Source organism: Limnobacter olei (assembly GCF_029087225.1).
Classification (GTDB): domain Bacteria; phylum Pseudomonadota; class Gammaproteobacteria; order Burkholderiales; family Burkholderiaceae_B; genus Limnobacter; species Limnobacter olei.
Map to the genome: position 1 here is coordinate 70,765 of NZ_JARFJD010000012.1, position 13,343 is coordinate 84,107.

Below are 13,343 nucleotides of genomic sequence, written 5' to 3' on the forward strand. Positions count from 1 at the left end.
TTTTTTGTGAACTACATCATCAAACTAAATCAACAAGTTACATCCGCTCAAATATCGCAGCAATACCCTGACCACCACCAATACACATGGTCACCAGTGCATAACGACCTTGAGTACGCTGCAATTCATACAGGGCTTTCACGGTAATGATTGCGCCTGTTGCGCCAATGGGGTGACCAATTGAAATACCTGAACCATTTGGGTTGACCTTGGCTGGGTCCATGCCCAATTCTTTGGTCACGGCACAAGCCTGCGCCGAAAAAGCCTCGTTGGCTTCGATCACGTCCATGTCTTCAATTTTCAAGCCCGCTTTGGCCAAGGCTTTTTTGGTTGCTGACACTGGGCCAATACCCATAATGGTCGGCTCTACACCGGTGTTGGCATACGCCACCAAACGGGCCATGGGCTTCTTGCCCGCTTTTTCAGCCGCGCTGCGTTCCATCAATAGCACTGCGCCTGCACCGTCGTTCAAACCAGAGGCGTTTCCAGCAGTGACGGTGCCATCTTTCTGGAAAACGGCGCGCAGTTTGGCCATGCCTTCTACAGTGGCGTCACCACGAACATGCTCGTCGGTGTCAAACATCACCGGGCCTTTTTTGCTCTTGATTTCAATCGGCAAAATCTGCTCTTTGAAATAACCATTGGCAATCGCATTGGCTGCACGCTTGTGGCTTTCAACTGCCAAAGCGTCCTGGTCTTCACGGCTTACATTGAATTCCTTGGCCACGTTTTCCGCAGTCACGCCCATGTGAATTACATGGAAGGGGTCGTGCAAAGCGCCCACCATCATGTCGATGCCTTTCATGTCGCCCATGCGTGCACCCCAACGGGCGGCGGGCAAAATGTAAGGGGCTTTGCTCATGCTTTCAGCACCGCCACCAATGGCCACATCGGCGTCACCCAGCATAATGCTTTGAGCCGCAGTCACAATGGCTTGCAGGCCAGAACCACACAGCCGGTTCAGCGTGAGCGCTGGCGTGGATTTGTCCAGACCACCTTCAATGGCAGCAACACGCGACAAATACATGTCACGCGGCTCAGAATTCACCACATGCCCAAACACCACATGGCCAACCTGGTCAGCGCTTACACCTGCGCGCGCAACCACTTCCTTCACCACCATGGCGCCCAACTGCGTTGGGGAAAAGTCTTTCAAACTTCCACCAAAGTCGCCCACTGCGGTGCGTACACCGGCTACCACTACCACTTCACGCGTCATTGCTCTATCTCCATTTTTTTATTAAACGATTCAGCTAAATGATTCAGTTATGCGATTCTGCCCCAAAGGTCGTGTTCATCACAGTCATCGATCAGCACATTAATAAAGTCGCCCGGCTTGGGTTGCCGCGCCTTGTCTTCTGGCATGGGTATAAACACATTGCCATCAATTTCAGGGGCATCGGCTTTGCAGCGCGCCACAATGCCCTCTTCGTCGGTTTCATCAACCAACACTTGCATCACTTTACCCAGCTTGGCTTCGTTCCGGCTCAGTGAAATTTTTTCCTGCAATTCCATCAAACGCGCACGGCGCTCCTCTTTCACTTCTTCAGGCACTGGGTTATCCAGGGCATTCGCAACCGCACCATCCACAGGTGAATAAGCAAACACGCCCACACGGTCCAGTTGAGCCTCTTCGATGAAGTCGAGCAGGTGCTTGAACTCATCTTCCGTTTCACCTGGAAAGCCAGTAATAAAGGTGCTGCGCAAGGTGATATCGGGGCAGGTTTCACGCCAGGCACGAATGCGCTCGATATTGCGCTCCCCGCTGGCTGGGCGCTTCATGCGCTTTAATACATCGGGGTGTGAATGCTGGAATGGAATATCCAGATACGGCAAAATTTTACCTTCAGCCATGAGCGGCACCACGCGGTCCACATGGGGGTACGGATACACGTAATGCATGCGCACCCAAATGCCCAGTTCACCCAACTCTTCAGCCAGTTGCTGAAACTGTGTTTTTACGGGGCGACCATTCACAAAGTCGGTCCGGTACTTCAAATCCACGCCATAAGCGGAGGTGTCCTGGCTCACCACCAGCAGTTCTTTCACACCCGCTTTTTTCAGGCTTTCCGCTTCACGAATTACTTCACCGATTGGGCGTGACACCAAATCGCCTCGCATGCTTGGGATAATGCAGAAGGTACAACGGTGATTACAGCCCTCTGAAATTTTCAGATAGGCATAGTGCTTTGGAGTTAATTTCACGCCATGGTCGGGCACCAGGTCGATGAACGGGTCATGTGGCTTTGGCAGGTGTATATGCACTGCCTGCATCACCTCTTCAGTGGCATGCGGGCCCGTAACAGCCAACACCTTGGGGTGCAGGCTGGTGATCAGTTCCTTGCCTTCGTTTCCGTTCTTGGCACCCAGGCAACCTGTCACAATCACCTTGCCATTGGCGTGCATGGCTTCGCCAATTGCATCGAGGCTTTCCTGCACAGCGCTGTCAATAAAACCGCAGGTGTTCACAACGATCAGGTCTGCACCTTCATAGGACGCGGACACGTTGTACCCCTCTACTTTCAGTTGGGTCAGAATTCGTTCGGAATCCACGAGGGCCTTTGGGCAACCCAAAGAAACAAAGCCCACACTCGGTGGGCGCTTGGCAGAGAAGGTGTCGTCTTGCATGATCAGGTTTTACTTTTTTGTAGGGTCCGGCTTTGCTTTGGTGGCACCAGGCATACCAGGCATGCCTGGCATTCCGCTCATGCCGGGAAACTCGCCCGGGTTGGGAAATCCAAAGTTTGTGAACATGCTGCGGGTCTGGTTTTGAAACTGGTCCTGCATTTGCACAAACATGTTTTTGCTTTGTTCAATGTAGTTGCTCATCATGCTTTGAATGACGGGCGTTTGCACACTCATGAACTGTGACCACAATTCCGGGTTGGCAAATTGGCTGCCGTCCGCAACATTCTTGCCTTGGTCGGTAAAGCTGTTCTGAATATCCATAAATGCTTGCAGGTTCTTTTCAAGGAAGGTGCCCATAATCCCCTGCATTGCATTGCCATAAAACCGAATGATCTGCGACAGCATGGGTGAAGTGAAAATGGGAACACCCGCTGTTTCTTCTTCCAGAATGATCTGGAGCAAAATACTTCGGGTTAAGTCTTCGCCACTTTTCGCATCCACGACTTGAAAGCCTTCGTTTTCCAGCACCAAAAGCTTTACATCACCTAGCGTGATGTAACTGCTGGTTTGTGTGTCGTACAAGCGTCGGTTCGGATACTTCTTAATCAGTCGTGTTGCTTCAGCCATGCCTCTCATCTCTTTCTTGTGGTGTTATACGCCGCCGCACCTGCGTGGGTGGGTGGTCTGGATGCCAGTGCCCCGGTGTTACAGGTTGCCAAACAACCCAGCACAAACAAGCACTTACAAAAAACAAAGCACTGCACGCTTTTCAACGTGCAGTGCAACATCATACCGCCTTTTTGGCACTTGGTTGCCGAAAATGCAACAAGCATTAACCCATGTGCAAGCCACCATTCAGAGAAAAGTCTGCGCCAGTTGAGAAACCAGAGTCTTCAGAGGCCAGCCAGGCACAAATCGATGCGATTTCTTCAGGGGTACCCAAACGCTTGACTGGAATGGTGTTCACGATTTTTTCGAGCACATCGGGGCGAATGGCGCGAACCATGTCTGTACCAATGTAACCGGGAGAAACGGTGTTCACGGTGACGCCCTTGGACGCGACTTCTTGGGCCAGCGCCATAGTAAAGCCGCGCAAACCGGCCTTGGCTGTGGAATAGTTGGTTTGACCAAACTGCCCCTTCTGGCCATTCACTGACGAAATATTGATGATGCGGCCGAAACCCTGTTCAACCATGCCACCAATCACCTGCTTGGTCACGTTGAACAGCGAATTCAAATTGGTGTCGATCACGGCAGACCAATCATCGCGGCTCATTTTCACAAAAGTGCCGTCGCGGGTAATACCGGCGTTGTTCACCAAGATCGACACGGTGCCGTGCTCAGCACGCACTTTTTCAAACGCAGTTACAGTGCTGTCCCAATCGGCCACGTTGCCTTCACTGGCATACACTTCATAACCGGCACTGCGCATTTCACCCAACCATTTTTCCTTGCGGGGCGAATTGGGGCCACAACCTGCAATCACACGGTAGCCCTGCTCACACAGTTTCTTGCAAATGGCCGTTCCTATGCCGCCCATACCACCTGTTACGTACGCTACTTTTGGTTCACTCATGATTCACATCCCTTCTCTGTTTATATTAATTTGAATTTACCTGACCTTATCTGGACACGGCCAACGCCACACCCATGCCGCCGCCGATGCACAAAGAAGCCAAACCTTTCTTGGCATCGCGCTTGTTCATTTCGTGAATCAAGCTGACAAGCACACGGCAACCTGACGCACCAATGGGGTGGCCCAAGGCAATCGCACCGCCGTTCACGTTGATCTTGGCAGTATCCCAGCCCATTTCCTTGTTCACTGCACAGGCCTGTGCAGCAAAGGCTTCATTGATTTCCATCAGGTCCAGGTCGGCCGCTGTCCAACCCGCTTTTTCCAGACATTTTTTGGAAGCAGGAACAGGCCCCATGCCCATGATGGTGGGGTCCAGACCCGCGCTCGCGTATGCCTGAATTTTGGCCAACACGGGCAAACCCAATTCTTTAGCCTTCGCGGCGCTCATCAGCATTACGGCGGCGGCGCCATCGTTCAAACCAGAGGCGTTGGCGGCGGTCACGCTGCCATCCTTTTTGAAAGCTGGCTTGAGCGATGTCATATTGTCCAAGGTGGCACCCAAACGCGGAAACTCGTCGGTGTCAAACACCAAAGGGTCGCCTTTGCGCTGGGGAATACTCAGCGGGAAAATTTCGTCCTTGAAACGGCCAGCCTTAATCGCAGCCTCGGCCTTGTTCTGGCTTTTCACCGCGAACTCGTCTTGCTCGGCACGGTTAATGCCATACTTCTCGGCCACGTTCTCGGCAGTAATACCCATGTGGTATTGGTTGTACACGTCCCACAGGCCATCCACAATCATGCTGTCTACCAACTTGGCGTCGCCCATGCGGAAGCCATCGCGGCTACCCATCATCACATGGGGCGCAGCGCTCATGTTTTCCTGTCCACCGGCAATCACGATTTCAGCATCGCCGCAGGCAATCGCCTGTGCGCCCAACATCACAGCCTTCAGGCCAGAACCACACACTTTGTTGATGGTCAAGGCGGGAACACTCACCGGCAAGCCTGCCTTGATCACCGCTTGGCGCGCCGGGTTTTGACCCGAGCCTGCTGTAAGCACCTGGCCCAAAATCACTTCGGAAATTTGCTCGCCTTTCACGCCTGTTTTATCAAGCAAACCTTTAATCACATGGGCACCCAATTCTGGCGCAGAAATTTTTGCCAGTGATCCACCAAACTTGCCCAGTGCGGTTCGGCCCGCAGCCACAATTACCACTTCAGTCATGTCAACTCTCCTTACAGGTTTTTATACGGCCCGCTGTTTGACGTATCGTCCAGGTGCGGGCTCAATCGGTTTGTATTTCGCATTGCCAGGCTTGGCGGGCGCTTTTACTTCGCCCCCTTTCATGGGCTCAAGCCACTGCGCCCAATCATTCCACCAGCTGCCAGGTACTTCTTTTGCTTTCTTGAACCACTGTTCAGGTGTTTCAGGGATTTCGCTTTCACACACCCAGTAATTGCGCTTGTTCTTGTTGGCCGGGTTAATGACACCCGCAATATGCCCGCTGGCACCCAATACGAAACGGGATTCACCACTGACCAAATGACTGGTTTGAAATGCACTGGTCCACGGCACAATGTGGTCTTCCCGAGTTGCCAAAATGTAAACAGGCACGTCGATCAAACCCAAATCAACAGGCAGGCCACACACCATTGCCTTTCCGGGTTGGCACACCTTGTTTTCCAGGTAAGTGTTGCGCAGGTACCAAGCAAACATGGGACCAGGCAAATTGGTGCTGTCACTGTTCCAGTACAACAAATCGAACACAGGTGGTTTTTCACCTTTCAGGTAATTGTTCACCACATAGTTCCAAATCAAATCATTCGGACGCAGAGACGAAAATGCACCCGAGAGGTCTTTGCCCGGCATCACGCCACCTTGGCCAATACTCTCTTCTCGTGCTTTAACCTGTTCTTCATCCACGAACACACCCAAGGCACCTGTGTCAGTGAAATCAAGCAAGGTGGTCAAAAAAGTGACACTGTTCACACTATCGTCACCACGATTGGCCAAGGTAGAAAGTGCGGTTGCGAGAAGCGTGCCACCCACGCAGAACCCCAATACATTCAGCTTGGGCTGTTTGGAAATGGCCTTGACCACGTCGATGGCTTTGATCACGCCATCGTCAACATAGCCATCCCAAGTAAAATGCCCGTCCGCTTCCGTGGGGTTTTTCCACGACACCAGGAACAAGGTGTGGCCTTGCTCCACCACAAAATTCACCAGTGAATTGCTAGGCTGAAGATCGAGAATGTAGTACTTGTTGATGCACGGGGGGACAAACAACATGGGCTGTTTGCCCACTTTTTCAGTGGTGGGCTTGTATTGCAAAAGCTGAAAGTATTCGCATTCAAACACCACATCGCCCGGCGTGGTGGCCACATTCACACCCACTTCAAAAGCACTTTCGTCAGTTTGGGAAATGCGGCCTTTCTGCATGTCTGCCATCAGGTTTTGAATGGCCTGCGTCAGGCTTTCACCCTTGGTTTCCAACAGTTTCTTTTGTGCTTCGGGATTGGTCACAAAAAAATTGGATGGGCTAAGTGCATCTACAAATTGCTCAACCGCATACTCCACCTTTCGTTTTTCAGGGCTGCTGTCAGGCACCAACTCAACAATTCGTTTCGTAAAGCGGGCATTTAGCGAATACATGGCAGCGGTAAACTCATAGACGCCATGGTCGTGCCAATCGGCTGAAGCAAAACGCTTGTCGCCTTGAATCCAGCTGTCCAGCGGAACTGGCTGCTTTGTTTTGGAATCGGCATTGGGCAAACTGGAAAAGGCAGAGGCCATCAATGCCGACAACTCGGCTGCATACTCGGCTTGAATTTGCCCCAGCGAGTGAACCGGAATTTGAGTAAGCGCTGCCTGACAAGCCCCCATGATGGAATTCATGAAAGGCTGAATTGCACCCATGGTGGCGTTTTGTAGAGGTGCAGCGGCCTGCAGGCCAGGCAACGGCCCCAATTGACCAAAGGCGCCCATGGCTTGTTGAAACTGGGCCTGCATTTGCTGCTGCATTTGTTCAGCAACAGGCAATAGCTGACCGAAGACTTCGTTGAAGTCTGGTATTTGTTTGTTCACCTTCCTCTCCTTTGTGGGGGCAATATGCTCCCTTGGCTCGTCGGCCTTTTCGATATTGTGCACCGCAACATTTTGACTTGTCAAATAATTGTATGCCTCTGACCCTTACTGTTTGCTGATCAGCCCAATTTAATGCACCATCTCCAGTGTATTCGCTTCACCCTTGAGTGCATAAAGATGTACATCGTTATTATTGGCTGGATGTATGTGGTCACCCTGATGGCGGCTACAGAGACAAACTTCGTGGCGGGAATTGTCACATTCCTGTTTTATGGGGCACTGCCCTGTGCCGTGCTGGCCTATTTGATGGGAACCAAGTCGAGGCGAATTAAGCGCCGTGCTCAGGAAGAAGCCGAATTAGCGTTGCGAAACGCCCAGACTGAACCCCCTGCTGTTGCCCCCGCCGATGAGAAAACCAGCGCGGATCGGTGACCGTGTCCCAGCCGCCGCCTTCAATGTTGGAATTACCCAATTCGCGCAGCGCATGCCGGGCCAGTGCATACAGGTCGGCCAAGTATTTCCCGGATTTGTCGCCTGGCTTGAAGCACTCAATGGTATTGGGATTCTGCTGAACAAAGGCATTGAACACCTCCGCCCCAACTTCAAAGGAGTGTGGGCCAATCGCAGGTCCCATCCAGGCCTTGATTTGCATTAGAGGAACCTCGCAGGCCTGGCTTAATGCCTTCGCGCTTGCCAGTAAAACACCTGCATGCAAGCCTCGCCAGCCAGCATGGGCTGCCGCAACCCCCAGTGCTTTGCCGGAGTTGCTGAAGGCCACAAAAACGACGGGCAAACAGTCTGCGGTCATGATCGCCAAGGCCAGGTTGCAACTGACACTGATTGAAGCATCTGCCACCGGTGGTGTTGTGCCAGATGACATCGCATCGCTTGCAAGCCTCGCCTCGAAAACCTCGCAACCATGTACCTGGTTTAACCACACAACCGGAGCACCCATTTCCTTTTCAACTAAACTGCGCCGAGCTTGAACATGGGTAAGGCTATCCCCGACATGCGTACCCAAATTGAAACCGTAAGGGTCGGCGTCACGCTTTAGAGCATCAAATCCGGTTTCTGTGACCAGTACCTTGACACCATCCCAATCTGGGCCAAGCTGGGAGACAGGAATTTCTTTATTCAATTTCTTCAAGGTCATCGTCAGCATCAAAACGCACCAGCACCGAGGCCTTGTGTTGGTGTGCTTCCTCCAATACCGCCTCTTCAACATCGTCGCTGTGGAAATCGATGCCGGCCATTTCACCCAACAAGCGCAAATCCTCGGGGGCCTTTGCGACATACTCGGGCCATTCATGATTACTCAGGCTTTCGTCCCAATCCTCAGCCGCCTCATCAGCTCCTTGCACATGAAAATAAGTCGGATCGGGGAAGCTTAGGTGTGTTGCATGCAGGGCTTGGCGCTCGAACTTCTCGCCATTGGGCAGTTCAATCGAGGAAAGTCGCAAGGCAGAGTGACTGCCAGCGCCTTTGATTTTGTAAACCGGGTCGGCCACCAAAGCAAAACCGGCATGCTGGGCATGCACACGAATTTGATGGGTACGCCCGGTTTCAAGACGGCACACCATCAAGGTGACAGGCACTTCAAGAAGCTCACCAAAAGCAACCGGGGTAAAGTGGGTTACCGCGGGCTTGCCATGATCGACCACCGCCATCCGCAGGCGATTGCGCGGGTCGCGGCCCAGGGGATTATTCACAGTCAAAGGGTTCGCAATTCGGCCCCACACCATGGCCAGGTAAACCCGCTTTACAATGCGGGCTTGCAACATTTGAACCAGTTTTACCTGAGTTTCCGCGGTGCGGGCCACGACCATCAAACCGGTGGTGTCTGCGTCCAGGCGGTGCACAATCCCAGCACGGGGCACATGGATCAAACCCGGGTCCAGGTGATACAGGCCATTCATCAAAGTACCGGTCCAGTGCCCAGGTGCGGGATGAACCACCAGGCCGGCCTGTTTGTTGACCACCGTGTATTCATTGGTGCGGGCCACAATGTCCAGGTTCATGTCCTCGGGTATCAAAGCCTGCATGTGGGCCAAAACCCCAGGGCTCAACTCAATCCGGTCCATGCCCTGTACTTTCTGATTGCCCTTGGCTGCGGCCACGCCGTTGACCAGTACCCGTTCCTCTTTCAACCAACCCTGCAGGCGGGAACGCGAGTACTGCGGGAACAACTCGGCAATCACTTTGTCCAACCGAGAGCCTCCCAATTCCATGGGCACTCTGGCTTGTAACGGTTGATCGGGTTGTGCGTTTTCCGCGTCGGCTTGAATTTGGGACGTCATAAATTAAAATCGAATCTTTCAATTGAGTATGCCGCCGGTGGGCGGCACGGGCTTTGCCCGATATAATGGAAAACCATTGATGATCAAACAGGGACACTTCGGGTTTCGAAATCACATGAACAAAACCACATTGGCCCCGCGCACAACTTGGCTGCGCACATTATCGCAGTTATTCCTGATCCCCGCGTTGATTTTCGCGCTGGCCGCATGCGGCTCGGCAAAACAATTCGATGAAACCGAGGGCTGGAGCCCTGCCCGCCTGTACGAAGAAGCCAAGGCTGAAATCGACGTTGGCAATTACGAGCGCGGTATTGAATTGCTTGAAAAGCTGGAAGCACGCTACCCATACGGGCGTTTTGCACAGCAGGCGCAAATTGATACGGCGTTTGCTTACTACAAGGCGGGTGACAATGCCCAGGCACTGGCGGCAACGGATCGCTTTATCAAGCTGTACCCAAACCACCAGAATCTTGATTACGTGTACTACTTGCGCGGCTTGATCAGTTTCAACGAAGACAAAGGCATTTTTGCATTGTTGTCGGGTGAAGATCAAAGCGCCCGTGACCCCAAAGGCACCCGCGCTGCATTTGATGCTTTCAAGGAAGTGGTAAGCCGCTTTCCCGACAGCAAATATTACGACGACAGCAAATCACGCTTGCAGTACCTCGTGAATGCACTTGCACAAAACGAATTGCATGTGGCCCGTTACTACTACAAGCGTGGCGCGTACCTGGCAGCAGTGAATCGAGCTCAAGAAGTAGTACGTCGGTTCGAACAGACTCCCTCCATTGAAGAAGCACTGTTTATCAGCCTGCGCAGCTATGAGAAACTGAACATGACCGCCCTGGCGGCAGACACCAAACGTGTGATCAACCTGAACTTCAAAGACAGCCCCTATTGGAATATGGATCTTCCCGAGAAGGAAAAAGCGGAAGCCAAATGGTGGCAGGTCTGGAAAGACTAAAGTGTTTGGCAGTCGAATAAAAAAGGATCCTTCAAGGATCCTTTTTTGTTTCTGATGATTGTCTTGAATCACTATTTCAAGCGCTTCTCCCGCATAAACTCAATTGCCACCCTCAATTCTCGCGTGCGCTTGAAAGGCGGCAAACTTCGCCACAGAAGCTTCCCGTAGCCTTTTTCAACCAAGCGCCGGTCTCCGATCAGCAACACGCCCCAATCTGTTTCATCCCGGATCAAACGGCCTGCACCTTGCTTCAGGGCAATCGCTGCATCTGGCAGGGACAAATCCTGGAACGCATTGCCACCACGGTTTTTAATCAACTCGCTTTTGGCTTGAAAAACCGGGTCATCGGGTGGCGCAAACGGCAGCTTGTCAATAATAACCAAGCGCAGCCCATCACCCCGAATATCCACACCTTCCCAAAAACTGGCTGCACCCACCAAAACCGGATTGTTCAATACCCTGAACTGATCCAGCAATTCAGCCCTGGAGGCCTCGCCCTGCACCAACAAACTCCAATCCAGTTCGTCTTTCTCAATACGCTCTCGCAGGTACTCGCCAACCTGCTTCACCGCACGGTGGCTGGTACACAGGAAAAATACTCCCCCCTGACTGGCTTGTAACAGCGGCCACACCGCATCACACAGTTTTTTGCTGAATTGTGGTTCATTGGGAAAAGGCAAATTGTCGGGTACACACAGCAACGCTTGCGATTCATAATCGAATGGGCTTGGCAACAACAACTGCTGGCAATCATCGAGCCCCACCTGCAAGGTAAAGTGCTGCAAGCTTTCTTTAATACTCAAGGTTGCACTGGTAAAAACCCACGCCTTGGGCTGCTCTGCGTAAAGCTTGGCAAATGCATTCGACACATCCAGCGGCGAATCACAGAATTGCACTACGTTGGTCGAAACACTCACCCAACGCACCGACTGTTCATCGGCTTGCGCCGTGGCCGGAGAAAACCAGTCTTGCCAGCGCAGGCACAACTCACTCGCGCGCCCCATTAGCTTCACCCACGATTCGTTGCGAACCGACAGGGGGCTGATCATTTCTATCAAGCCTTCCAGGCGGTTTTCGAAGTCTGTGCAAACTGCGGCAACGCCATTCAAGGCCAAAAACTGGGCATGCGTAAAACGAGCGGAATCAATTTCGGTGCCTACAATGCGTCGAATTTCCTTGAGCGCCAATTCCATTGGGCGAAGCACGGCATCCCAATCGCCGGCATCTGCGCTGGAAGTTCGACCCTCAATCAGCACGTCACGCAAAAACTCCTGACACTGAGCCGTCGATATGGCCTGCCCTAGCAAGCTGGTTGCAATGTCGGGCAACTGGTGCGCTTCATCGAAAACGATCACATCGCAAGCCGGAAGCAACTCTGCGATTCCTTCTTCTTTCAGTGCAAGATCGGCCAAGAACAAGTGATGATTCACCACAACCACCTCGGCATCAAGCGCATCGCGGCGGGCTTTGTTCACAAAGCATTCAGACGCGTTGGGGCATTCGCCGCCCAGGCAGTTGTCTTTGTTGGAAGTGACCCAGCTCCACACGGCTGAATCTTCGGGTACACCGGCGCAATCAGCCCGGTCGCCAGTGTGGGTGCGGCCAGCAAATATTTTTACTTTTTGAAGATGATCCACTTCACGGGGCGAGGGCAAACGCGCCTCTTTGAGCGCACGCTCCAAGTGAAAATGGCACACATAATTTTGGCGGCCTTTCAACAACGCCACATTGACAGGCACACCCAAGGCCTCGCGAACCAGCGGCAGGTCTTTGTTAAAAAGTTGATCCTGCAAAGTTTTGGTGGCTGTAGACAACAAAACCCTTCGCCCTGAAAGCAAAGCGGGCACCACGTAGGCAAAGGTTTTCCCCGTGCCAGTGCCTGCTTCCACCACCAAAGCACTTTGAGTTTCAATCGCATTGCCAACCGCCTGTGCCATTTCAATTTGCGATTCGCGTGCACTGAACCCGGGTAGTCGGCGGGCCAAAGCACCACCAGGGGCGAAAGCCTCATTCAAGGGTTCAGAGAAATCAAACATGCGGGGTACAGGTAAATTTGAGCGTGAAAGTTAGGCAGGAATGTCGGGTTCAAGCTGAATTTGCAACAGCGTAATCGAGTCTTTGATCTGCAACTTGCGCTTTTTCAATCTGCGAACCTGCAACTGATCAAAACCAGTTTGTGCTGTCAACATGGCAATGATCTGATCCAGATCGCGGTGTTCAACCTGCAATTCTACAATTCGTCGCTTGATCGATTCGATGTCTTCAGTATGGACCATGGGCATTCAGGTTGAACCAGCTCGGTGTTGACAACATTGTAGCCGCAAGTGAACCAAGGCTGGAAACAATCTACCCGAAGTGGATCACCCGTTCTGCAGCTCGCTTTAGTTAGGCGCTTCAGTTAGGCGTTCGGGCTCGCCGATTCGCATACTCGTCCAGGCGAATCATGTCGTCAGCCTTGCCTTGAACCTCCAGGTGTGCACGGCGAATTTGTGCACCTTGCAAACGTACATCATCCAGACAACTGGACACGAAAAACTTGTTGTAACAAGCCCGCGACTGCTCGTTCAATTCATACTCGAGAAACTCAAGTTGTTTTTCTCGTTCAGCCACATAGGCACGCGCCTGCTCAAGCGTGTTTGGCGCCTGGGGTTTAGCGGCCTGCAGTTGAACAGTACTACAGGCAGCCAGTACCAAGGCTGAAACCGGCAAGATGAGGGTGAACAGGCGCTGCACCCTCACCCCGATCGACTTCCGAAGCTGTGGCACAATGCCCTGCTTACTTTGAAAACTCAT

At 52.5% G+C, this 13,343-nt stretch carries 12 protein-coding genes; 1 reads left to right on the plus strand and 11 read right to left on the minus strand.

Annotation, left to right across the window (positions count from 1 at the left end):
• Window positions 1-37: 37 nt before the first annotated feature.
• The 8 genes from bktB to PY990_RS08755 all read right to left on the minus strand — a co-directional run bounded on the left by bktB (window position 38) and on the right by PY990_RS08755 (window position 9,586).
• The gene (gene bktB, locus PY990_RS08715; protein WP_275271285.1) at window positions 38-1,219 is read right to left on the minus strand and encodes a beta-ketothiolase BktB; all 1,182 of its coding nucleotides are present in this window, start codon (window positions 1,217-1,219) and stop codon (window positions 38-40) included.
• 47 nt (window positions 1,220-1,266) lie between these two features.
• Complete coding sequence (rimO, locus tag PY990_RS08720; RefSeq protein WP_275271286.1) at window positions 1,267-2,628, minus strand: 30S ribosomal protein S12 methylthiotransferase RimO; 1,362 nt, start codon at window positions 2,626-2,628, stop codon at window positions 1,267-1,269.
• Window positions 2,629-2,637: 9 nt separating this feature from the next.
• The gene (gene phaR, locus PY990_RS08725) at window positions 2,638-3,255 is read right to left on the minus strand and encodes a polyhydroxyalkanoate synthesis repressor PhaR (protein ID WP_275271287.1); all 618 of its coding nucleotides are present in this window, start codon (window positions 3,253-3,255) and stop codon (window positions 2,638-2,640) included.
• Between the two features lie 205 nt (window positions 3,256-3,460).
• Window positions 3,461-4,204, minus strand: coding sequence for an acetoacetyl-CoA reductase (phbB, locus tag PY990_RS08730; protein ID WP_008248461.1), 744 nt, complete (start codon window positions 4,202-4,204; stop codon window positions 3,461-3,463).
• Between the two features lie 46 nt (window positions 4,205-4,250).
• Window positions 4,251-5,429, minus strand: coding sequence for an acetyl-CoA C-acetyltransferase (locus PY990_RS08735; protein WP_275271288.1), 1,179 nt, complete (start codon window positions 5,427-5,429; stop codon window positions 4,251-4,253).
• A 21-nt stretch (window positions 5,430-5,450) separates the two neighbouring features.
• Complete coding sequence (locus PY990_RS08740; protein ID WP_413789516.1) at window positions 5,451-7,226, minus strand: PHA/PHB synthase family protein; 1,776 nt, start codon at window positions 7,224-7,226, stop codon at window positions 5,451-5,453.
• A gap of 391 nt (window positions 7,227-7,617) precedes the next feature.
• Window positions 7,618-8,451: a peptidoglycan editing factor PgeF gene (gene pgeF, locus PY990_RS08750; RefSeq protein WP_275271291.1), complete on the minus strand. Its 834-nt coding sequence runs from the start codon at window positions 8,449-8,451 to the stop codon at window positions 7,618-7,620.
• The gene (locus PY990_RS08755; protein ID WP_275271292.1) at window positions 8,420-9,586 is read right to left on the minus strand and encodes an RluA family pseudouridine synthase; all 1,167 of its coding nucleotides are present in this window, start codon (window positions 9,584-9,586) and stop codon (window positions 8,420-8,422) included. Before PY990_RS08755 ends, pgeF begins: the two co-directional genes overlap by 32 nt.
• A gap of 115 nt (window positions 9,587-9,701) precedes the next feature.
• Between PY990_RS08755 and PY990_RS08760 the strand changes: the two genes are divergently transcribed.
• Window positions 9,702-10,550, plus strand: coding sequence for an outer membrane protein assembly factor BamD (locus PY990_RS08760; protein WP_275271293.1), 849 nt, complete (start codon window positions 9,702-9,704; stop codon window positions 10,548-10,550).
• A 71-nt stretch (window positions 10,551-10,621) separates the two neighbouring features.
• Here the strand turns inward: PY990_RS08760 and PY990_RS08765 are convergent, their stop codons facing one another.
• The 3 genes from PY990_RS08765 to PY990_RS08775 all read right to left on the minus strand — a co-directional run bounded on the left by PY990_RS08765 (window position 10,622) and on the right by PY990_RS08775 (window position 13,343).
• Window positions 10,622-12,586 (minus strand): ATP-dependent DNA helicase, encoded by a 1,965-nt coding sequence (locus PY990_RS08765; RefSeq protein ID WP_275271294.1) that lies wholly within the window; start codon window positions 12,584-12,586, stop codon window positions 10,622-10,624.
• Window positions 12,587-12,616: 30 nt separating this feature from the next.
• On the minus strand, window positions 12,617-12,832 hold the full coding sequence (locus PY990_RS08770; RefSeq protein WP_171099505.1) for a YdcH family protein: 216 nt from the start codon (window positions 12,830-12,832) through the stop codon (window positions 12,617-12,619).
• Window positions 12,833-12,944: 112 nt separating this feature from the next.
• Window positions 12,945-13,343, minus strand: a complete 399-nt coding sequence (locus PY990_RS08775) for a hypothetical protein (RefSeq protein ID WP_275271295.1) — start codon at window positions 13,341-13,343, stop codon at window positions 12,945-12,947.

Bases quoted from the DNA above. Each gene is read 5' to 3' on its own strand.
- PY990_RS08765 (WP_275271294.1), bottom strand. From the start codon at position 12,586: ATGTTTGATTTCTCTGAACCCTTGAATGAGGCTTTCGCCCCTGGTGGT.
- rimO (WP_275271286.1), bottom strand. From the start codon at position 2,628: ATGCAAGACGACACCTTCTCTGCCAAGCGCCCACCGAGTGTGGGCTTT.
- phaR (WP_275271287.1), bottom strand. From the start codon at position 3,255: ATGGCTGAAGCAACACGACTGATTAAGAAGTATCCGAACCGACGCTTG.
- PY990_RS08755 (WP_275271292.1), bottom strand. From the start codon at position 9,586: ATGACGTCCCAAATTCAAGCCGACGCGGAAAACGCACAACCCGATCAA.
- pgeF (WP_275271291.1), bottom strand. From the start codon at position 8,451: ATGCTGACGATGACCTTGAAGAAATTGAATAAAGAAATTCCTGTCTCC.
- PY990_RS08740 (WP_413789516.1), bottom strand. From the start codon at position 7,226: ATGCAGCAGCAAATGCAGGCCCAGTTTCAACAAGCCATGGGCGCCTTT.
- PY990_RS08770 (WP_171099505.1), bottom strand. From the start codon at position 12,832: ATGCCCATGGTCCATACTGAAGACATCGAATCGATCAAGCGACGAATT.
- PY990_RS08735 (WP_275271288.1), bottom strand. From the start codon at position 5,429: ATGACTGAAGTGGTAATTGTGGCTGCGGGCCGAACCGCACTGGGCAAG.
- PY990_RS08760 (WP_275271293.1), top strand. From the start codon at position 9,702: ATGAACAAAACCACATTGGCCCCGCGCACAACTTGGCTGCGCACATTA.
- phbB (WP_008248461.1), bottom strand. From the start codon at position 4,204: ATGAGTGAACCAAAAGTAGCGTACGTAACAGGTGGTATGGGCGGCATA.
- bktB (WP_275271285.1), bottom strand. From the start codon at position 1,219: ATGACGCGTGAAGTGGTAGTGGTAGCCGGTGTACGCACCGCAGTGGGC.
- PY990_RS08775 (WP_275271295.1), bottom strand. From the start codon at position 13,343: ATGAGTTTTCAAAGTAAGCAGGGCATTGTGCCACAGCTTCGGAAGTCG.